This window comes from Thalassospira sp. SN3W, from assembly GCF_038070535.1.
Classification (GTDB): domain Bacteria; phylum Pseudomonadota; class Alphaproteobacteria; order Rhodospirillales; family Thalassospiraceae; genus Thalassospira; species Thalassospira xiamenensis.
Map to the genome: position 1 here is coordinate 2,045,456 of NZ_CP121124.1, position 19,610 is coordinate 2,065,065.

Annotated in this window: 21 protein-coding genes; 19 read left to right on the top strand and 2 right to left on the bottom strand. The window is 53.5% G+C overall.

The genetic code is table 11. From position 1 onward, the window contains the following. Positions 1 to 36: 36 nt before the first annotated feature. From P8T57_RS09160 to ugpC, 4 genes are all read left to right on the top strand, one after another. A complete protein-coding gene (locus P8T57_RS09160; RefSeq protein ID WP_341365251.1) occupies positions 37 to 1,281 on the top strand; it encodes an ABC transporter substrate-binding protein in 1,245 nt (414 codons plus the stop codon). A 156-nt stretch (positions 1,282 to 1,437) separates the two neighbouring features. After that, positions 1,438 to 2,289, top strand: coding sequence for a sugar ABC transporter permease (locus P8T57_RS09165; protein WP_063092353.1), 852 nt, complete (start codon positions 1,438 to 1,440; stop codon positions 2,287 to 2,289). A gap of 2 nt (positions 2,290 to 2,291) precedes the next feature. Continuing rightward, on the top strand, positions 2,292 to 3,146 hold the full coding sequence (locus P8T57_RS09170) for a carbohydrate ABC transporter permease (protein ID WP_341365252.1): 855 nt from the start codon (positions 2,292 to 2,294) through the stop codon (positions 3,144 to 3,146). A gap of 5 nt (positions 3,147 to 3,151) precedes the next feature. Continuing rightward, positions 3,152 to 4,225 (top strand): sn-glycerol-3-phosphate ABC transporter ATP-binding protein UgpC, encoded by a 1,074-nt coding sequence (ugpC, locus tag P8T57_RS09175; protein WP_341365253.1) that lies wholly within the window; start codon positions 3,152 to 3,154, stop codon positions 4,223 to 4,225. Positions 4,226 to 4,283: 58 nt separating this feature from the next. On the opposite strand, the gene ddpX is transcribed toward ugpC, so the two are convergent. Then, positions 4,284 to 4,841 carry a D-alanyl-D-alanine dipeptidase gene (ddpX, locus tag P8T57_RS09180; RefSeq protein ID WP_341365254.1) on the bottom strand — a complete coding sequence of 186 codons (558 nt, stop codon included), beginning with the start codon at positions 4,839 to 4,841 and terminating at the stop codon, positions 4,284 to 4,286. Positions 4,842 to 4,860: 19 nt separating this feature from the next. Between ddpX and tsaB the strand changes: the two genes are divergently transcribed. Together tsaB and P8T57_RS09190 are read left to right on the top strand one after the other, a co-directional pair. Beyond that, on the top strand, positions 4,861 to 5,679 hold the full coding sequence (gene tsaB, locus P8T57_RS09185; RefSeq protein WP_341365255.1) for a tRNA (adenosine(37)-N6)-threonylcarbamoyltransferase complex dimerization subunit type 1 TsaB: 819 nt from the start codon (positions 4,861 to 4,863) through the stop codon (positions 5,677 to 5,679). Continuing rightward, complete coding sequence (locus P8T57_RS09190) at positions 5,676 to 6,215, top strand: GNAT family N-acetyltransferase (protein ID WP_341365256.1); 540 nt, start codon at positions 5,676 to 5,678, stop codon at positions 6,213 to 6,215. The genes tsaB and P8T57_RS09190 overlap by 4 nt, the downstream gene beginning before the upstream one ends. 103 nt (positions 6,216 to 6,318) lie before the next feature. Here P8T57_RS09190 and P8T57_RS09195 read toward each other — a convergent pair whose 3' ends face one another. Beyond that, positions 6,319 to 6,564 carry a sulfurtransferase TusA family protein gene (locus tag P8T57_RS09195; protein WP_007088439.1) on the bottom strand — a complete coding sequence of 82 codons (246 nt, stop codon included), beginning with the start codon at positions 6,562 to 6,564 and terminating at the stop codon, positions 6,319 to 6,321. A gap of 195 nt (positions 6,565 to 6,759) precedes the next feature. Here P8T57_RS09195 and P8T57_RS09200 point away from each other — a divergent pair, with 195 nt between their 5' ends. From P8T57_RS09200 to P8T57_RS09260, 13 genes are all read left to right on the top strand, one after another. Then, positions 6,760 to 7,182 (top strand): Fur family transcriptional regulator, encoded by a 423-nt coding sequence (locus P8T57_RS09200; RefSeq protein WP_007088438.1) that lies wholly within the window; start codon positions 6,760 to 6,762, stop codon positions 7,180 to 7,182. A 165-nt stretch (positions 7,183 to 7,347) separates the two neighbouring features. Next, positions 7,348 to 8,139 (top strand): GNAT family N-acyltransferase, encoded by a 792-nt coding sequence (locus P8T57_RS09205; protein WP_007088437.1) that lies wholly within the window; start codon positions 7,348 to 7,350, stop codon positions 8,137 to 8,139. Beyond that, positions 8,136 to 9,038, top strand: a complete 903-nt coding sequence (locus P8T57_RS09210; RefSeq protein WP_341365257.1) for a lysophospholipid acyltransferase family protein — start codon at positions 8,136 to 8,138, stop codon at positions 9,036 to 9,038. The genes P8T57_RS09205 and P8T57_RS09210 overlap by 4 nt, the downstream gene beginning before the upstream one ends. A gap of 144 nt (positions 9,039 to 9,182) precedes the next feature. Beyond that, positions 9,183 to 10,568 (top strand): tRNA (N6-isopentenyl adenosine(37)-C2)-methylthiotransferase MiaB, encoded by a 1,386-nt coding sequence (gene miaB, locus P8T57_RS09215; RefSeq protein WP_341365372.1) that lies wholly within the window; start codon positions 9,183 to 9,185, stop codon positions 10,566 to 10,568. Next, complete coding sequence (locus tag P8T57_RS09220) at positions 10,565 to 11,659, top strand: PhoH family protein (protein WP_114094169.1); 1,095 nt, start codon at positions 10,565 to 10,567, stop codon at positions 11,657 to 11,659. The genes miaB and P8T57_RS09220 overlap by 4 nt, the downstream gene beginning before the upstream one ends. Next, positions 11,643 to 12,245, top strand: a complete 603-nt coding sequence (gene ybeY, locus P8T57_RS09225) for an rRNA maturation RNase YbeY (RefSeq protein ID WP_341365258.1) — start codon at positions 11,643 to 11,645, stop codon at positions 12,243 to 12,245. Before P8T57_RS09220 ends, ybeY begins: the two co-directional genes overlap by 17 nt. After that, a complete protein-coding gene (locus P8T57_RS09230) occupies positions 12,242 to 13,222 on the top strand; it encodes a hemolysin family protein (RefSeq protein ID WP_341365259.1) in 981 nt (326 codons plus the stop codon). Before ybeY ends, P8T57_RS09230 begins: the two co-directional genes overlap by 4 nt. Beyond that, positions 13,215 to 14,795: an apolipoprotein N-acyltransferase gene (lnt, locus tag P8T57_RS09235; protein ID WP_341365260.1), complete on the top strand. Its 1,581-nt coding sequence runs from the start codon at positions 13,215 to 13,217 to the stop codon at positions 14,793 to 14,795. Before P8T57_RS09230 ends, lnt begins: the two co-directional genes overlap by 8 nt. A gap of 99 nt (positions 14,796 to 14,894) precedes the next feature. Next, positions 14,895 to 15,365, top strand: coding sequence for a helix-turn-helix domain-containing protein (locus P8T57_RS09240; protein WP_037989098.1), 471 nt, complete (start codon positions 14,895 to 14,897; stop codon positions 15,363 to 15,365). A 310-nt stretch (positions 15,366 to 15,675) separates the two neighbouring features. After that, positions 15,676 to 16,848 (top strand): methionine adenosyltransferase, encoded by a 1,173-nt coding sequence (metK, locus tag P8T57_RS09245; protein WP_341365261.1) that lies wholly within the window; start codon positions 15,676 to 15,678, stop codon positions 16,846 to 16,848. Positions 16,849 to 16,979: 131 nt separating this feature from the next. Continuing rightward, positions 16,980 to 17,696: a tRNA (guanosine(46)-N7)-methyltransferase TrmB gene (gene trmB, locus P8T57_RS09250; RefSeq protein ID WP_341365262.1), complete on the top strand. Its 717-nt coding sequence runs from the start codon at positions 16,980 to 16,982 to the stop codon at positions 17,694 to 17,696. A 232-nt stretch (positions 17,697 to 17,928) separates the two neighbouring features. Further along, positions 17,929 to 18,438, top strand: coding sequence for an RNA polymerase sigma factor (locus P8T57_RS09255; RefSeq protein WP_065701880.1), 510 nt, complete (start codon positions 17,929 to 17,931; stop codon positions 18,436 to 18,438). Between the two features lie 59 nt (positions 18,439 to 18,497). Beyond that, the gene (locus P8T57_RS09260; RefSeq protein ID WP_341365263.1) at positions 18,498 to 19,469 is read left to right on the top strand and encodes a DUF4880 domain-containing protein; all 972 of its coding nucleotides are present in this window, start codon (positions 18,498 to 18,500) and stop codon (positions 19,467 to 19,469) included. Positions 19,470 to 19,610: the final 141 nt, after the last annotated feature.

Genomic DNA, 19,610 nt, shown 5'->3' on the forward strand with positions numbered 1-19,610 from the left:
CGGGCGCGAACGTATCCATTAGGGAGGACATCCGTTATGAAGAAATTTTCAAGGGTCGCAGCACTTGCGACATTTCTGAGCGCCGGTGTTTCTGCCGGTGCGCTTCACGCCCAGACTGCCGAAGTTCTGCATTGGTGGACATCGGGCAGCGAGCAGGCTGCTTTGGGCGAAATCCGTACCGCTTTCGAAGCACAGGGCGGTAAATGGGTCGATACACCGATTGCGGGTGGCGGCAATGCCCGCGCGGCTGCGGTCAACCGCATGCTGGGCGGTGACCCGGCGACTGTTTTCCAGTTTTCCATCGGGCAGCAATTGCGTGAATTGGCCGATCAGGGGCTTCTGGCCGATGTGAATGCGGTGGCCGAGGAAGAAAACTGGGATGAAAAGCTGCCGCCACTTATCGTTCAGGCGGCAAAATATGATGGTGATTATATCGCGGCCCCGATCAACATCCATGGTGAAAACTGGATGTTCTACAACAAGGAAGCGCTTGAAAAAGCCGGGATCAAGGTGCCGAAAAGCTGGCCGGAATTCGTTGATGCGGCGAAAAAGCTTGAAGATGCCGGTGTGATTCCGATCGGCCTTGGCGGGCAGCCCTGGCAGGAACGCATCCTGTTTAACAGTGTCCTTCTCGGTGTTGGCGGGCGTGAATTCTACGCCAAGCTATACAGCACGCTGGATGATGAACTTCTGGCATCCGACACCATGCGCAAGGTGTTTGAAACCTTTGCAGCGCTCAAGCCCTTTGTCGATGAAGCGAGCCCGGGTCGTAACTGGAACGAAGCGACCAATATGGTCATCCGCGGCGACGCCGCGTTTCAGTTTATGGGTGACTGGGCCAAGGGTGAAATTATTGCGGCCGGTGTCGAACCGGGCACAACGGTCGGCTGTGCCCTCGCCCCGGCCATCGATACCGCCTATATCATGACGGTTGATGCCTTTGCCTTTTCCGCGATGGATAGCGAAGAAGCACAGGCGGCCCAGGAAAAAATGGCGCATGTGATGCTGGAGCCTGATGTCCAGATTGCGTTCAATAAGAAAAAGGGTTCGATCCCTGCCCTTCTTGATGTGCCGGGTGATAGTTTTGATGTCTGTGCACAAAAGGCCATGGCGACATTGCAGGACAAGAAAACCCATCTGGTCAGTACCGGTCTGTTTGGTGTTCCAAGTGCCGTTTCCGGGGCAATTGATGACAGTATCTCCAATTTCTGGAACAGTGCTGACATGAGTCCGGAACAGGGGCAGGAAGAATTCCGTCAGGCGATTTCCTACGCCAAGTAAGGCAGATGGAATGACACGGCTTTGCAGGTGTGCCGCTGCTTGATGCAGCGGCACCTTTACAAAGAAGCGAGATTACTTATGGCCGAACCGGCACAGGGTGCGTTGAAAACTTCGCACAACGGCAGACGGCGCTGGCGTCCGCAATGGACGGCAAGAATGGCGCTGATCCCTGCCATGACGATTACCATCGTCTGCTTTTATGGCTTTATTATCTGGACCTTTGTGATTTCGCTGACGCGGTCGCGTTTGTTGCCGGTCTATAAATTTACCGGCTTTGACCAATATGTGCGCCTGTTCGCCAATGAACGTTGGTGGACGGCAATGCAGAATATTGCCATTCATGGCTTCCTGTTTATCGGTGGATGTATCGTTTTCGGTTATTTGCTGGCGATTCTGATTGATCGCGGGATCAAGGCCGAGGGCATGTTTCGCACGGTTTTCATGCTGCCGCTTTCGATGTCTTTCATCGTGACAGGTGTCATCTGGCAATGGGTGATGAATCCGGGTTTGGGGCTTCAGGATGCTGTGCGCGAACTGGGCTGGACCACATTTGAATTCAACTGGATCGTGCGTCAGGATCGGGCGATCTATACCCTTGCCATTGCCGGAATCTGGCAGCAGGTCGGGCTGTGCATGGCACTATTTCTCGCAGGGCTGCGTAATGTAGATCCCAATATCTGGAAGGCATCACGAGTGGATGGCATTCCGGTCTGGCGGGTCTATCTGCATGTGATTACGCCGATGATGCGCACCGTATTCTTTACCGTATTCATCCTGATGAGCGCGATTGTCATGAAGGCCTATGACCTTGTCGTTGCCCTGACCGGCGGCGGGCCCGGCTTTTCATCGGATTTGCCGGCGAAATTTGTGGTCGATCATATCCTGAACCGGCAGGAACTTGGCCTTGGTGCGGCCGGTGCATTTGTATTGCTTTGTACCGTGATTGCAGTCATTTCGCCCTATATCCATTTTGAACTGCGCAAAGCACGCGACGGTGGAGGGCATTGACCATGCGATTTAACCGTCTTGCGCTTTATGGACTGCTCGGGATTGCTGCCCTGATGATTTTGGCGCCGGTTTTTATTATGGTGTCGACATCGCTTAAGCCGATGGATGAAATTCGTGATGGCAGCATCTTTGCCCTGCCGGTGGAACCAAGTTTTGACGCGTGGCGCGAAGCATGGTCTGGCGATTGTAGCCAAACCGCAGGCGGAAATTGCGGTGGTCTGTCATCCTCCTTCCTGACATCAGTCAAAATCGTCATTCCGGCGCTTTTCCTTTCGGTCGGACTTGGTGCGGTTACCGGTTATGCCTTGGCAGCGTGGAAAATGCGCGGGGTCAATCTGATGTTTGCCGCCCTTCTGGTTGGCATGTTCATCCCGCCACAGGTAACACTTTATCCCCTGATCATCATGGTGCGCGAACTGGGAATATTTGGATCCATTCCGGGATTGGTTCTAGTGCATGTCATATGGGGCGTCGCCTTTACCACCATGATGTTTCGTAACTTTTTCAAAACCGTTCCACAGGATCTGCTGAAAGCCGCCCGCATTGACGGAGCCGGTTTCTGGCCCTTGTTCTGGCATGTCATGTTGCCCATTTCGTTGCCGATCCTCGGTGTCGCGATGATTTTGCAGTTCACATATATCTGGAACGATTTTCTGTTGGGCCTGACCTTTGGTGGGCGATCCGGACAACCGATGACGGTTGCGCTCAATAACCTTGTCGGATCGCAGTTCGGCGAGAAGGAATATAACGTGGATATGGCTGCCACCATGCTGACGGCGCTTCCGACATTGGCTGTTTATCTGCTGTCGGGGCGGTTGTTTGTTCGCGGAATTGCGGCTGGTGCAGTGAAAGGATAACGGACATGAACGGCGTTGAATTACGTGGTGTGACCAAGGCCTATGCCGGTCTGACCGTGATGAAGGATATCAATCTCGAAATCGAGGATGGTGCGTTTCTGGTCCTGTTAGGGCCGTCGGGGTGCGGCAAATCGACGATCTTGAACATGATTGCCGGTCTGGAACCCGTCACCGGTGGATCAATCCACATCGCAGGGCGGGATGTCACGGAACTGGAGCCTGATGAACGCGATATCGCGATGGTGTTTCAGTCCTATGCGCTCTATCCGACCATGTCGGTGCGCAGGAATATCGGTTTTGGCCTTAAAATGCGTGGCATGCCCAAGGCCTATATCAAAAAGCGTGTCGATGACATTGGTGAACTTCTGCAAATCACCCCGCTTCTGGATCGCAAACCGTCGCAATTGTCCGGTGGGCAGCAGCAACGCGTGGCGATCGGCCGTGCGCTGGTGCGCGAACCATCGGTTTTCCTGTTTGACGAGCCTCTATCGAACCTTGATGCCAAATTGCGTGCCGATATGCGTGTCGAATTGAAACGCCTTCATGAACGGCTTGGCCGGACCATTGTCTATGTCACCCACGATCAGATCGAAGCCATGACGCTGGCAACCAAGGTTGTGGTGCTGGACAAAGGGTCTATCCAGCAGGCTGATACACCGGAAAATGTTTATCGCCGACCGGCCAACCGGTTTGTCGCCAGCTTCGTTGGTGCCCCGACCATGAATTTCATTGATGGCAAGCTGGTTCAGGTGGGTGACGGAATTGCGTTTGACGGGGGATCGGGCCAATTGCCATTGGTAGATTTGCCCGGCCGCGCCCGTGAACTTATCGGCTGCCCCATGACATTGGGCGCGCGGCCGGAACATCTTGTATTTGATGACTTTGGTGCAAATGCCCGGGTGCTTCTGGCAGAGCCGACCGGGCCTGATCAATATGTCCGTCTTGCCGTCGCCGGGGCGGAGGTTACGGCCCGTACAGGCCCCGAACAGCATTTCAGTTCCGGCAGTGATGCCCGGATCATGATTGATGGTGCGCGTGTATCGCTGTTTGATCCGGAAAGTGGTCAGGCCGTTCTATAGAAACCGGGCCAACCGCGTGCTTATTGCGGTTGGCCCGGCAACTTTGTTGCCCAATCAATTATTTCATCATGCTTTGCGGCAGGGAACTGTCGGAAAACAGGGGGTAATTGCTGCGTGCGTTGGGCAGTTGATAATGCCACCATTCGTGGTTGTAATATTCGAAACCCGCACTAACCATGATGCCCAGAAGCAGCAAACGGTTGGCCTCGGCGTCTTTTGAAAGCCCATCCGCTCCATGATAGGACCGGATATGCATTTCATCAAACCCTGCCCCCATGTCCAGTTCCTTGCCGTTTGCGTCCAACAGCGTTAGATCAATGGCAACACCACGGCCATGTGGCGATCCAAGATCGGGATTGGCGATGAAATCGGGATTGGGTGTATGGTTCCAAAGAGCCCGCTGGGCTTCTTGCGGGCGGAAGGCATCCAGAATGCGAATGCGTTTACCGTGACGTCGTGCCATGGCGACAGCCTTTTTCAGGCAGTCCGCCGCATCACGATGAAGATAGCAGGCAGGCCGTGAATAAATCGGTGCCCCGGTGAAATTGCGATCCGTGGCATAAACAATATCAATTTCGACATCATATTCTTGTGGCGTAATTTCGACCAGCGCCATTGCCGGAGGCCCCCTGTTCTTGTCGTTTACCGATTACATCAAAAAAATGCTGACCGGTCAGTTGCGTAACAATCCCCATAGCGCAGATCAGATCGCACCGCAAACGTCATCCGGGGCCATTGAAAAAACGGGCCCAACGCTTTTGGCTATCGACACCGCGTCAACGTCACTTTCAACTGCCGTGCTGGTCAATGGCGAGGTCAAGGGCGAGCTTTATGAGGATATGGAACGCGGGCAGGCAGAAAACCTGATGAGGTTTATTGCCGAAAGTCTGGATCAGGCGGGAATCACCTTTGACGAGGTTGATGGTGTCGCCGTCACCGTCGGACCGGGCGCTTTTACCGGTATGCGGATCGGCCTTGCGACCGCGCGTGCGCTTGGGCTAGCACGTAAAATTCCGGTGGTTGGTGTCAGTTCGCTTGAGGCGGTGGCCTATGGCGTTTCCGAACGTGATCAGCAGGGACGAAATATTCTAGTGGCACTCGACAGCAAGCGGAACGAAATTTTTGCCCAGGCCTTTGATGGCAAGAAGCGCCCGCTCAGTGCGCCGGAATGTGTTGCACCCCGACAGGCTCTGATGATGGCCCCACCGGGCGATACGCTTCTGGCCGGCGATGCTACTCCACGCCTTTTGACTGCGGCTGCCCACGCGCCGGATGCGTTTTATGACTGCACGGCGCCGGGGCTACCGCGAGCCGGAAATGTGGCGCGTATTGCCGCGGCGCGCTGGGGAACGGATGAAAACCTGCCGCCTGTGCCAATGTATCTGCGTGCACCCGATGCGCGCCGGATCGAGGATCAGGGACCGGCAAAAAACAAGCCGGTACATGAGGAATGAGTGCTTCATCCCACCAGCCGGAAGTTGAAGACGGGATTGAAGTCGTTCCCCTGACTGCGGCGTTTTGCAATGTTGCAAGTGCGCTTCATGCTGAAGGGTTCGAAGATCAGGATTGCTGGTCGGCGGATGAGATGATCGCACTGCTTGATGTGCCTGGGGCCTTTGGGTTTCTGGCCTTTGCACCGGGGAATGAGGCGGAAAACCGCCTTGATATCCCACTTGGTTTTATCCAGATGCAGGCAGTGCTGGACGAGGCGGAAATCAACACCATCGTTGTCGCCAAGGAAGCGCGTAAACGCGGCGTTGCGAGAAAGCTGCTGTCTGCGACCTTTGATCGCTTGCGCGAAACCGGTGTCGGGCGGATTTTACTGGAAGTGGCCGATGATAACGCACCGGCGATTGCGCTTTATCGTGATTGCGGCTTTGTCGAGATCGGGCGGCGCAAGAGATACTATCGCCGGAAGTCCGGGCGTGAGGTCGATGCGCTGATTATGGAGCGTGATCTTGGTGCTTGTGTTTTGGGCTGGGGCGATTAATGCAAGCTGGATGCATTCTATTTCGCTATATCCACATCAAATGTGTGGTTTTGACCGTCAAGCTGTTATAGTCTAGGCCTTGATGACGACGCGCGGGATTTGTTCAACCTTTTCGTATCGTTAAACGGTATGTGTTCGGTGCGTCGGCAAGTTCGACAAGGTCAATGACGGTGTCGCCCATTTCGGTGACAGAACGCGGAACGTTTTTTAACGGTTCGCCAGCGCCTAGTGTTACTTCGAGAACCTGACCCTGTGTCATGGTTTCAAGTTTCAGTCGGGTGCGAACAAATGTCATCGGGCAGACATCCTTTGTGATGTCGATCTTATGATCGGGCGTGATGTCGTCCATATGCTGTCTCCTGATTGGGCACCGGAAACGTGAAGTAGCGTTTCATCGGGCTGGAGGCAAGCTGGAGAGAACAAATTATCGCTATTTGTACCTTGCGATATGTGACAGTTTTCTCGATATTTAGCCCACATGAGAGCAAAAGCCTGGGAGCATCCTGGCTGGGGACAGGCGGAACCGGAAACGAGAAACAAGACTATGCTTACAGAATCAACCATCGAGCAGAAGTGCATCGACGCGGGTTTGAAAATGACCGGCCAACGCCGGGTGATTGCCCGGGTCCTGTCGGAATCAGAAGATCATCCCGATGTGGAGCTCGTTTATCGCCGGGCGACCGAAATTGACCCGAAGATTTCGATTGCAACCGTTTATCGGACCGTTCGCCTGTTTGAAGAGGCGGATATTCTTGAAAAACACGATTTCGGTGATGGCCGTGCACGTTACGAGGAATTGACCGAGGAACACCACGACCACCTGATTGATATGCGATCAGGTAACGTGATCGAGTTTTCGAACGAAAAAATCGAAAAGTTGCAGGAAGAGATCGCCAGAGAGCTTGGTTACAAGCTTGTCGGTCATCGACTGGAGCTTTACGGCGTTCCGATGAAGGACGAAAAGTAACCGATTTCTGACAATACGGTTGCGAAAATCGCAGATTTCAAGCCACCCGTTCATGCCGAGCGGGTGGTTTTTCATATTCCTGTTACGCGTTCTTAACAAAGCCTTCACTCGCCCCTGGCGCGAAACTTGCGCAAAATCTGCGCAGATGAACGAAAGGGAGTTGCGATGAGCGATGATCGACAGCAGCGGTTAGAGGTGCGCCTCGCCGAAACCGAGGACGAAATCCTCGCCAGTCAGAAACTTCGCTACAAGGTGTTCTATGAGGAACGCGGGGCAAAGCCCAGCGCGGAAATGGCTGCGGCCGAGCGCGACTTTGACAATTATGATCCTTTATGTGACCACCTGCTGGTAATCGATCATAATCGCGGCCAGGGACCAGACGGTGTTGTCGGAACCTATCGCCTGCTGCGTCAGTCGGTTGCCAATCAGCACGGCGGCTTTTACAGCGCTGATGAATACCACATCCAGTCAATGCTTGATGCGGCACAAGGCAGCGGCGAGATCATGGAACTTGGTCGTTCCTGCGTTGAAGAAGCCTATCGCACGATGCCGACCCTGCAACTTCTCTGGCAGGGAATTGCTGCCTATGTTTTCAAATACGATATCAAGCTGATGTTTGGCTGCGCATCTTTCCATGGCACTGATCCGGATGCCTTTGGTGATGTTCTGACCTATCTGCATCACAATCATCTGGCACCCGAAGAAATGCGACCGCGCGCAGTCGAAGGCCGGTACGAGCCGATGGCGCGCACGACGATTGATGCAATTGATGCACGACAGGCGCTTCGCGATCTGCCGCCATTGATCAAGGGCTATCTGCGATTGGGTGGTTTCGTCGGTGACGGTGCGGTGGTTGATCATCAGTTTAATACCACTGACATTTGCATCGTGTTACCGACGGAAAAGGTAACTGATCGTTATTACAAGCATTATGAGCGGACCGCGAGGGTATCGTGAACTGTTATGCGTGTGCAGCCATCCGGCTGTTGGCCTATGCTTTGCTGACTTTGATCCTGATACCGGTTCAGGTGATGGCGATTGCGTTTCGACTGCGATTGGCCGATGATCTGCCGCGGTTTTATCATGCGCTTTGCCTGAAAATCCTTCATATCGAGCTTCGCGTTTCCGGTGCAGAGTTGATGGATGGGCCGGGTGTTATTGTGGCCAACCACGCATCCTATCTCGATATTCCGGTGCTGGGGGCCTTGGTTCGCGGTAGTTTCATTGCCAAGACCGAGGTCGCCAGCTGGCCGATCTTCGGAACGCTTGCCAAGTTGCAGCGATCGACTTTTGTCGAACGTCGCCCGGCCCGCGCTCGCGACCAGAATGATCAGATTTCCCAGCGTCTTGCTGATGGGCACAAACTGATCCTGTTCCCGGAAGGCACAAGCAACGACGGCAACCGTGTGCTGCCGTTCAAATCGACTTTGTTTGGTGTTGCCGAACGCACCCTGCCCGATGGATCGCAGGTAAAAGTCCAGCCGGTTTCGATTGCGGCTACCCGTCTTGATGGAGCACCGATCGGACGCGATTTGCGTGCTTTCTATTCCTGGTACGGCGATATGGACTTGGCGCCGCATTTGTGGCAGTTTCTGGCTCTTGGCAAAGTAACGGTTGAGCTGGTTGTTCACCCGCCTGTGACCTTGGCCGATGCCGGGTCGCGCAAGGAACTTTCCCGGATGTGTGAAACAGCTGTTGCACGTGGACATCATGCAGCACTGACCGGCATGCATCAGGGGGTTGCGGTTCCGCTGATTGATAATGGACGTACCGGTGACCTGATTGGCTTTTCGCCGCTGGCCATTGTTTCCGAAGATTTTCGTCTGTTCGGACCGGATCGTCAGTTCGGCTCCTGACCGTTTTGCCGTATGATCCGATTGCGTGAATTGGGTTTCATGTAACCGGAATTTCAGATATCGAAGATGTCCGGTCTGCGGTGTGAGCTTTCACACCGCTTTTCGGCGTATTCGAGAAAGCAGAAAACGGATCCAGAAGTGAGTGTGACGAAAAAGCTTTTTGTAAAAACCTATGGCTGTCAGATGAATGTTTATGACAGCCAGCGCATGCAGGACGTATTGGCGCCGCTGGGTTACCAGCCGGTCGACGATGCCGCAGGTGCCGATATGGTTATCCTCAATACTTGCCACATCCGCGAAAAGGCTGCTGAGAAGGTCTTTTCTGATCTTGGCCGTATTCGTAAACACAAAAAAGCCAAGGAAGCCAATGGCACGGACAAGATGATTGTCGCTGTTGCCGGTTGTGTTGCGCAGGCCGAAGGTGCGGAATTGATGCGTCGCGAACCGATGGTCGATATGGTGTTCGGGCCGCAGACCTATCATCGTTTGCCGGAAATGGTAGCGCGCGCCAATCGCGCAGTCGGGCGTGATCGCATCATTGATACCGATTTCCCGGCCGAGGAAAAGTTTGACCACCTGCCTCAACAGGTTTCAAGACAGGGTTATTCGGCCTTTCTGGCGATTCAGGAAGGTTGCGATAAATTCTGTACCTTCTGTGTTGTGCCTTATACCCGTGGTGCCGAATATTCCCGACCGGGCATGGATATCATCAATGAAGCCCGCCAGCTCGTTGAAAAGGGCACCCGTGAAATCACTTTGTTGGGGCAGAACGTCAATGCGTATCATGGCGACGGCCCGAATGGCGGCGAATGGACGCTTGGTCGTCTGTTACGCGAATTGTCCGAGATTGATGGACTTGATCGCATTCGTTACACAACCTCGCACCCGCGCGATGTTGATGATGACCTGATTGCAGCCCATCGTGACCTTCCCAAACTGATGCCGTTTTTGCATCTTCCCATTCAGGCAGGGTCGGATCGTGTGTTGCAGGCGATGAACCGCAAGCATGATGGCGCATCTTATCGCGAAATCGTTACAAAACTCAAAGATGCCTGCCCTGATCTTGCGCTGTCGTCTGATTTTATCGTGGGTTTCCCCGGCGAATCCGACAAGGATTTCGAAGACACGATGCAAATGGTGCGCGATATCACCTTCATTCAGGCGTTCAGCTTTAAATACAGCCCGCGCCCCGGCACTCCGGCATCGGCCATGGAACTGCAGGTTCCCGAGCCAGTAAAGACCGAACGGATCATGCGTCTTCAGGCGCTTCTCGCCGAGCAGCAGCTTGAATTCAACCGAAAGTGTCTTGGTCGGGAAATGGATGTCCTGCTGGAACGCCACGGCAAACTTGAAGGACAGCTTGTCGGAAAAAGCCCTTATATGCAGCCGGCTCACGTCAGCGGTTTACCAGAATCCGCATTGGGACAGATCGTAAGGTTGAAAATCACCGAAGCACTGCCTAATTCCCTTGGCGGTGAACTGGTCGATGCCCCGGTTCAAAACCGGGATTCTGAAAGGAAAATTGCGTGACTGCCACTTCAGCCAAGGCAAAAAACACGACAAAAGCCAAGTCTTCGACCAAAGACACTGACCAGATCGAATTTGCAGATAATGCACTTGCCCAGCTTTTATATGGGCCGCAGGCCGAAAACCTGACCCGCCTTTCCGAAGGTACCGGCGTTCAGGTTTCCAGTCGTGGATCGGTTGTGACCCTTGCCGGGCAAGGTCCCAAAGTAGCCCAGGCCAAAAAGGTTCTTGGTCAGCTTTATGCGCGCTTGCGCGACAAGGAAATAGATCATGTCGATGTCGAAACAGTTGATGGTGCCATCCGTTTGTCCGAACCCGACGAAGCTGACCCTTGGACCGGGCAGACCAAAGATATGTTTGGCGGGTCGCGTCTGACCATCCAGACCAAAAAACGCCGGATTTCGCCGAGATCCAAACGCCAGAAGGATTATGTCGAGGCCATGCTTGATCACGAGCTGGTCTTTGGCATTGGTCCGGCCGGAACCGGCAAGACCTATCTGGCGGTCGCCATGGCGGTTCAATCGCTTATTCAGGGACAGGTTGATCGTATCGTCCTGTCACGTCCTGCGGTCGAGGCCGGCGAACGGCTTGGTTTCCTGCCGGGTGATCTGAAGGACAAGGTCGATCCGTATCTGCGTCCGCTTTATGATGCGCTGCATGACACCTTGCCTGGCGACGTCGTGATCAAGCGAATGGAAAGTGGTGAGATCGAAGTTGCCCCGCTTGCTTTTATGCGTGGCCGTACTTTGGCCCATGCCTTTGTCATTCTGGACGAAGCACAGAATACGACAGCCATGCAGATGAAAATGTTCCTGACCCGTCTCGGCGAAGGATCGCGGATGGTGGTGACGGGTGACCTGACTCAGGTCGATTTGCCCGATGGCACCAAATCGGGTCTGCGGGATGCGCTTGAAACCATCGCGGATGTCAAAGGTGTCGCGACGATCAAGTTTGATCAGCGCGACGTTGTTCGCCATGCGCTTGTCACCAAGATTGTTCAGGCTTATGACGCGGCAGATGCATTGCGGGACAGACTGAAAAAAGGCTATCGCGGAATCAAGGACGAGGGTCAGGGCGATGACAGCACCGCTTGATCTGGACCTTGATGTTGAAGCGGGTAATTGGACCAAGGCGGACATTGATGCGATTGAAAATGCTGTGCGTGCCGCCCTTGATGGCGCTGTGCGTGACGGTGCGCTTTGGGAAGAAGATGCGGCTCCAGCCGATGGCACACCCGACCAAGGAGATGGTGCATCGCTTTTAAGTATTGCGCCGGTGGTTGAGGTCGGTGTTCGGTTATCCGATGATGCGTCTGTCCGGATATTGAACCGTGATTATCGCGGCAAGGATAGTCCGACCAACGTTTTATCGTTCGCAGCCCTCGAAAGTGCGGATGATACAGCAGCTTTCATGATGTCATCCGATATGCCCCTGATGCTGGGTGATATCGTCATTGCACGTGAAACATGCGAACGTGAAGCTTCGGAACAGAACAAGACGCTGATAAATCATCTTGTTCATCTGACTGTACATGGCACGCTGCATCTTGTCGGCTATGATCATATGGTTGATGATGAAGCCGAAGAGATGGAAGAACTTGAACGGCAAATTCTTGCCGCACTAGGGATCGATGATCCCTATGAACCGATTGAAGATCAAGATATCGAAACAGGACAATGAACGAGAATAGTCAGCGCGACGACGACCACGAGAGTACGAGCCCTCGCCAGGGCGGGGAGAATGTTCAGGATTCCGATAACGGATCCTTGTGGGGAAATGTCGCATCGGCATTAGGCCTTAAGCGTGGCAAGCCAAGGAATGGCGAGGCATCGCTTTCCGACACACTTGAAGAACTTGCCGAGCGCAGTGAAGAAGATGACGAGCCCGTCTCGCTTCACGAACGGTCACTTTTTGAAAATATCATCGCACTCCGCGATATGACGGCCGAGGATGTCATGATTCCGCGGGCCGATATCGTTGCGGTCGAAAAAAACATCACGCTTGACGAGCTTGTTGACGTGATGGTGAAAAAAGCTCATTCACGCCTACCGGTTTATGGCGAGTCCCTCGATGAAATTGCCGGGATGGTTCATATCAAGGATGTGCTGGGCTGTGTCGCTGCCGGCAAGGAATTCAAGCTGCAATCCCTTTTGCGTCGGGTGTTGTTCGTATCGCCCGCCATTCGGGTGCTTGATCTTCTGTCCGAAATGCGTTTGTCGCGAACGCATATGGCATTGGTCGTCGACGAGTTTGGCGGCATTGACGGGCTGATCACGATCGAGGATCTGGTCGAGGAAATCGTTGGCGAGATTGATGACGAACATGACATTGATCAGACACCGAAACTGATCCGGCTTTCCGATGGCTGTTATATCGCCGATGCCCGCTACGAGGTCGAAGACCTTGAGGAAAAGCTGGGCTTCGGCCTGTTGGATGAAGACGAGGACGAAGATATCGATACATTGGGCGGGCTGGTCTTCTCGCTTGCGGGGCGTGTGCCTGCGCGTGGGGAACTGATCGAACATCCGTCCGGTATCCAGTTCGAAGTCCTTGATGCCGACCCGCGCCGAATTCGGCGTTTGCGTATTCATCTGGTCCGGACCGAACCGGCCGAGATTAGTGACGAAAGTTCCAAACAGGGATCATCGAATGATTGACAGACTAGCGGCGCGCCTCGCCAACCTTTCGGGTTGGCGCAGGCGCTTCCTGTGGTTGGTGTCTGGGGCGGTTGCGGTTTTGGCGTTACCGCCTTTCTTCTTTTTGCCGGCCTTGCCAGTGGCTTTTGCCATACTGCTCTGGTCGCTTGAGGGGGTTAAGTGCAACAAGGGGGCGCTGTCCGCCGGTTGGTGGTTTGGTGCCGGGCATTTTGCCGCTGGGTTCTATTGGATCAGTCATGCGTTTCTGGTTCAGCCGGAAATCTATGGATGGATGATTCCATTTGCTCTTTTGGGGCTAGGCGGCGGGCTGGCAATTTTCCCGATGGTCGCCGTTTGGGCAAGCTGGCGGTTGACGCGGCAAATCATTGGTCGTGCCATAATGCTTGCAACTCTTTGGGCTGTGGCGGAATTCCTGCGGGGCCATGTATTGACCGGATTTCCGTGGAATTTGCTGGCGCATGTCTGGGCTTTTGATCCAGCACCAATGCAGTTTGCCTCGATTGTCGGTGTTTACGGTCTATCCGTATTCACGGCTTTGTTTGCGACCCTGCCGGCAACGTTTATTGCCGGGCGCGTGGGCAGAATAAGCGCTATTGCCGGCATTATGATTGCGGTTCTGCTGTGGGGCGGTGGTGCCATTCGTTTGTCGCTGGTTGGTCCCGCGACAGCCGACGCAACGGTTTCTGACGATCTGCCCGTCATTCAGGTTGTTCAACCCAATATTCCCCAACGTGAAAAGTGGATTCCCGAACTTCAGGATCAGCATTTCGCAAAATTGCTGCGATTGTCGCGTCGCCCGGTTGATATGGCACCAGATCGAAAACGTATCGTGATTTGGCCAGAAACGGCTGCAACATTCTTTGTGGAAGCCCAACCTGTTCGTAGGTTGCAAATGGCATCGGTTCTTGGACCTGATGATATCCTGATTACCGGGGCACCTAGGACCTATCCGCGGGATACGAATGAATTCAAGGTTTGGAACGCCGTTCAGGTTCTTGACAGCAACGGGGAAATTGTTGCGAGTTTTGACAAGTTTCATCTTGTGCCATTTGGCGAATATGTACCTCTCAGGGAATGGATTCCGATCCCTAAGCTGACTGCTGGCCGCACAGATTTTTCATTTGGTGAAGGGCCACAGACCCTTGAAGTGGCCGGGATGCCAAGCTTCTCGCCGTTGATATGCTACGAGGTCATTTTCCCGGGCGCTGTTATTGACGATGCAAATCAGCCTGACTGGCTGCTCAATGTTACCAATGACGGGTGGTTTGGCAAAAGTGCCGGTCCGTATCAGCATCTGGCAGCAGCACGGTTCCGCAGCATCGAAGAAGGCCGACCGCTTGTCCGCGCTGCCTATACCGGGGTATCGGGAATGTATGACGCCTATGGTCGAGAACTGGCAAAACTCCCCTTAAGAACAGAGGAGATCATGGTTCACCCCCTTTCGGGGGTGTATAACCATACCACAGTATATTATTTGTGGCGCGATATTCTATTTTACGGTATTGTAACCTTTCTAGCCGTTCTCGTTTTGGGATATAGTAGGTTATTCAAATCCCTTAAAGCGGCTGTGTGAAGCACCGAACCGCTCCCTGATTGTCCCACCAAAAATAAGAGCGGGTAGGTCGGAGTGAGAGAAGGACAACACAAAATGTCGCCTAAGGATGAAAACACGATGGTCAAGAATACCCGTGGTAGAGGTCGGGGCCGGACCGCAAATGGCAAGCCGAACCCCGTCGACATTCATGTCGGTGCACGTGTTCGGTTGCGCAGAACCCTGCTTGGTATGAGCCAGGAAAAACTGGGTGAGGCCATTGGGCTGACATTCCAGCAGGTCCAGAAATACGAACGCGGTGCAAACCGTGTCGGTGCTTCGCGCCTTTATGATTTGTCGCGCGTTCTGGAAGTACCGGTTTCATTCTTCTTTGATGATATGCCTGACGAGATTTCGACGAAATCCGTGCATGAGCGTCGCGAAATGTCGGAAAGCCCGGATCCGTTCGATAATGATCCGATGAACCGCCGTGAAACCCTTGAACTGGTACGTGCATATTATCGGATCACCGATCCGACCCAGCGCAAGCGTGTTTTCGAGCTGGTTAAATCGATGGGCATTCTTGTTGCCGATAACGAAAATGCGAAATAGAAGACACCCGAAATTATGATTTCAAAAAGCGCATTTGCCAGAAAGTTGCAGATGCGCTTTTTCTTTGTTTCCTTCGAGTTTCTGGCCGAAATGCGTCAGGCGCGTTACGCTTATGCGTCGATCTTTCTTGACCCTAAAATGTCATTGGGGCAAAACCGCAGCTTGGGTGATAAGCCCGATTGAATACGTGGACGGATTTGGACCGCTTGCCACCACGTTAAAAAAGGCTAAGTGGGCGCAATTGGTGCAAACTTGTACCGATGCCCTCCGGTCCAGTTTTGGAACTCCTTTTTTACCGGAGAAGGTTTTAATGTCTCTTTCCGAATATCTTTTTACCAGTGAGTCGGTTTCCGAGGGTCACCCGGACAAGGTCTGTGACCGCATTTCCGATTCCATCGTTGATGCGTTTCTGGCCGCCGATGAAGATTCGCGCGTTGCCGTTGAGACTCTGGCAACTACCAATCGTGTGGTTCTGGCTGGCGAAGTTCGCGGTCCTGAAAGCGTTTCGAAGGAAGTCATGGTCGAAGCTGCACGCGAAGCCATTCGCGCCATTGGCTACGAGCAGGAAGGTTTCCACTGGAAAACGGCCGAGATTGAGTGCCACGTCCACGAACAGTCTGCAGATATCGCTCAGGGTGTCGACTCCGCTGGTGAAAAAGACCTCGGCGCGGGAGATCAGGGCATCATGTTCGGTTATGCCTGCAACGAAACGGATGAGCTGATGCCGGCTCCGATCCAGTTCTCGCACCGTATCCTGCGCAAAATGGCCGAAGACCGCCATTCTGGAAAATCGGCTGAGTTCGGTCCGGATGCAAAAAGCCAGGTTACCTTGCGCTATGTAGATGGCAAGCCGGTTGGGGCGACGTCGGTTGTTGTTTCGACCCAGCACGCAGATGGCCTTAATCAGGCCGATGTGCGCTCGCTTGTTATGCCCTATATCCAGAACATTCTGCCGGAAGGCTGGATGCCAGCCGAAGACGAGATTTACATCAACCCGACGGGTCGTTTTGTTATTGGTGGCCCTGATGGCGACGCCGGTTTGACCGGTCGTAAAATCATCGTTGATACCTATGGTGGCGCTGCACCGCATGGCGGTGGTGCATTCTCGGGCAAAGATCCGACCAAGGTTGACCGCTCGGCTGCTTATGCTGCGCGTTATCTCGCGAAAAACGTTGTTGCCTCTGGTCTTGCTGAACGTTGCACCATTCAGGTTGCTTATGCGATCGGTATTTCCAAGCCGCTGGCTCTTTATGTGAATAACCATGGCACCGGTAATGTGGATGAAATCAAGCTGGGCAGTGTGCTGCGTCAGTTGATGGATCTCAGCCCACGTGGCATTCGCGAACATCTTTCGCTGTGTCGTCCGATTTACACCCCGACTTCTGCGTACGGTCATTTTGGTCGTCAGCCGCAGGAAGATGGTCACTTCTCTTGGGAACGTACCGATCTGGTGGGTGATCTTAAGTCGGCATTCGGTGCCTGATTGGCTGAAAAGCCAACGCGCGATTTGCCAAAATCGTGTGACATGATATGAGGCGGGCGGCCCCGATACAGTTCCGGGGCCGCCCGTTTGATTTTGAACCCCTTTTCGAACCCGTCCTGACAGATAAGACAATGCGCAACAGCAACCGCCCGCTACCAACTCCGGATCGTCCAAATTTTTATGGCCGTCGTGGCAGCCGTCCTCTTAAGGACTCGCGCCGGGCGCTGGTCGACGAACTGTTGCCGAAAATCGGGATTACCTATCCCGATCAGGCTGATGTTGATCCGAATAGCTATTTCGAGGAGAAACCGGAACAGCTTTGGCTCGAGATCGGCTTTGGCGGGGGGGAACATCTGGCGGGCCAGGCTCAGGCCAACCCGCAGACGGGGATTATCGGGGCTGAACCGTTTATGGACGGGGTTGGCAGCCTGTTGCGCCATATCGATGAGCGCGGACTGACCAATGTTCGGGTCATTGCGGACGATTCCCGACCACTGCTTTATAAGCTGGCTGATGCCTGCTTTGATCGGGCATTCCTGCTGTTCCCGGATCCGTGGCCGAAAAAGCGTCATGCTGAACGTCGATTCATTGGCCCCAAAAACCTTGCATTGCTGGCGCGTCTTCTCAAAGATGGGGCCGAGTTCCGGGTGGCCAGCGACGATATGCAGTATATTTCCTGGACACTGCAACATCTGCACAATCATCCGGATTTCGAATGGCTTGCTGAAAGCCCCGAAGACTGGCGCAATCCGCCCGTTGATTGGGTCAAAACCCGTTATGAACAAAAAGCACTCCGTCAGGGCAAAAAGTGCAACTATTTGCGGTTTCGTCGTAAAAAGCGTTCCTGATCTGCACGGTTTTCTATTGTTATCTGAACCGCACCAAAGGCTTTTCGTTGTGTGCGGGTCTTCTTTTGCGTGAACAACATAACGGCACAATTTCAATAAGTTGAAATTTTAATTGAGAATGATTGTCATGTGCGATATTCATGTTGTTCCACTGATATGACATTGTCGCAAAAACGCTTGTGCCAAATGCCGGTAACAACAATTTTTGCGCATAATTCCAAAGGTCCGAACCGTGACACACTGGGATGTCAACATACTGTTCCGAACCTATCGCTCCCGGTTGCTGCATTTTGTGCAGCGGCGGAAGTTGTCGTGGCACATGGCCGACGACATCGTGCAGGACACCTTCCTTCGGGTTGTGACCACACCATCGCTACCCGATCCGCAATTTGCCCAGTCCTATCTTTTTAGGACGGCCCAAAATCTGGTGATCGATCATTTCCGGCGGGAACGAATACTGACCTTCGTTCAGGAACCCGATAAAGCATTTGAATTCGTTGCCGATGACGCTCCGTCCCCCGAACAGATCGCATGGTCTCGGCAGGAATTGCGCCATCTACAGGCTTCACTGAATGCTTTGCCAAAAAACCTTCGGACTGTTTTCATTCTTGCCCGGCTTGAAGGCAAAACATACGTCGAAATCGGCGAACAACTTGGCATTCCGACACAAACCGCGTTTAGCCGCATGGTCCGTGCCCTGACACTTGTCAAAGAGGCAATGGATAAATCGGAAAAAATTTGACTGTCAGATCAGAAATATGCGCTTCAGGTTCGTCCCAATAGTTGGGGTGTTTGTGTGATATGCCCAAAGACCATCTGATCAATGACGCACGGAACCCGGCATTCATGGCTATGACAGGTGAAAATCACCTCGCAAATCTGCCCGATACGGTGTCGGAGCAGGCGATCTATTGGTTTGCACTGTTGCTTGATGGCAGTGAAACCGAAGAAGACCGTCGGGCATTCGCCCGCTGGGTCGAGGCTGATGCGGCGCATCTTAAGGCCTTTGGCGAGATAGAAAGGCTTTGGAGTGGCAGTACTAGCCTTAATCTTTCAACAGGCAATAAGGTCGGTCGACGTGCCTTTATGACGGGAACGGCGGCAGCGCTTGTCATCAGTGCGGGTTGGGCATTCGCCCCGCGTCACCCTTTTGCCGATATCCGGACTGTAACCGGCGAACGGCATAGTTTTTCCCTTCCCGGCGGTGTTGAGGCCGAACTAGCGAGCGATACCGTTATGTCCTACGTCGCGCGTGACGGGATAAACGGTGTCGAACTCCATAGCGGCGAAGCATGGTTCAATCATTCGGCAACAGGCAACGCCTTTTTTGTTGCTGCTGCCCATGGCGCAAGCTGGTCGTGGGGCGGAAGGCTCGATGTGGCTGCTTATGATGGGGATGTCACGGTAATCGCCGAACAAAATCCGTTGATTGTTCGTGTTGGCGGCGCGCAAACCCAAGTGGCTGCGGGAAATGCCGTGCGCTATCGAGATGTGCAAATCGGGCGGCCTTACGAGGTTGATCTTTCGGCAGAGCTGGCCTGGCGGAACGGCCAGCTCGTCTTTATGGGGAGGCCGCTCGGCGAAGTCGTTCGCGTTTTGCAGCGCTGGCAGAACGGCAAGATCATGATCATCGGTGAAGAACTCAAATCCCGCCCGGTAACCCTTGTGGTCGACCTTGAACGGTCAAAGGATGTTCTGCCGGTTCTGGCCCGCGTTCTGTCGATCAATGTGCATCGGTTTACAGATTACCTGACCGTCATTCGCGCCGCCTGACCCTATCAAACTCCAAAATCACCAATCGATATGATCCCTCGGTTCGGTCAGAATATTTTGATAATAAAAATTATTATCAAAAAAAAGCAATGAATATCAGATATCTGAATTTCAGCCTCGTCTAACTGAGTAACGAAATAA

Excerpts from the sequence above, each read along its gene's own strand:
- P8T57_RS09160 (WP_341365251.1), top strand. The coding sequence starts at position 37 with ATGAAGAAATTTTCAAGGGTCGCAGCACTTGCGACATTTCTGAGCGCC.
- P8T57_RS09165 (WP_063092353.1), top strand. The coding sequence starts at position 1,438 with ATGGCGCTGATCCCTGCCATGACGATTACCATCGTCTGCTTTTATGGC.
- P8T57_RS09170 (WP_341365252.1), top strand. The coding sequence starts at position 2,292 with ATGCGATTTAACCGTCTTGCGCTTTATGGACTGCTCGGGATTGCTGCC.
- ugpC (WP_341365253.1), top strand. The coding sequence starts at position 3,152 with ATGAACGGCGTTGAATTACGTGGTGTGACCAAGGCCTATGCCGGTCTG.
- ddpX (WP_341365254.1), bottom strand. The coding sequence starts at position 4,841 with ATGGCGCTGGTCGAAATTACGCCACAAGAATATGATGTCGAAATTGAT.
- P8T57_RS09190 (WP_341365256.1), top strand. The coding sequence starts at position 5,676 with ATGAGTGCTTCATCCCACCAGCCGGAAGTTGAAGACGGGATTGAAGTC.
- P8T57_RS09195 (WP_007088439.1), bottom strand. The coding sequence starts at position 6,564 with ATGGACGACATCACGCCCGATCATAAGATCGACATCACAAAGGATGTC.
- P8T57_RS09200 (WP_007088438.1), top strand. The coding sequence starts at position 6,760 with ATGCTTACAGAATCAACCATCGAGCAGAAGTGCATCGACGCGGGTTTG.
- P8T57_RS09205 (WP_007088437.1), top strand. The coding sequence starts at position 7,348 with ATGAGCGATGATCGACAGCAGCGGTTAGAGGTGCGCCTCGCCGAAACC.
- ybeY (WP_341365258.1), top strand. The coding sequence starts at position 11,643 with ATGACAGCACCGCTTGATCTGGACCTTGATGTTGAAGCGGGTAATTGG.
- P8T57_RS09230 (WP_341365259.1), top strand. The coding sequence starts at position 12,242 with ATGAACGAGAATAGTCAGCGCGACGACGACCACGAGAGTACGAGCCCT.
- lnt (WP_341365260.1), top strand. The coding sequence starts at position 13,215 with ATGATTGACAGACTAGCGGCGCGCCTCGCCAACCTTTCGGGTTGGCGC.
- P8T57_RS09240 (WP_037989098.1), top strand. The coding sequence starts at position 14,895 with ATGGTCAAGAATACCCGTGGTAGAGGTCGGGGCCGGACCGCAAATGGC.
- metK (WP_341365261.1), top strand. The coding sequence starts at position 15,676 with ATGTCTCTTTCCGAATATCTTTTTACCAGTGAGTCGGTTTCCGAGGGT.
- trmB (WP_341365262.1), top strand. The coding sequence starts at position 16,980 with ATGCGCAACAGCAACCGCCCGCTACCAACTCCGGATCGTCCAAATTTT.
- P8T57_RS09260 (WP_341365263.1), top strand. The coding sequence starts at position 18,498 with ATGCCCAAAGACCATCTGATCAATGACGCACGGAACCCGGCATTCATG.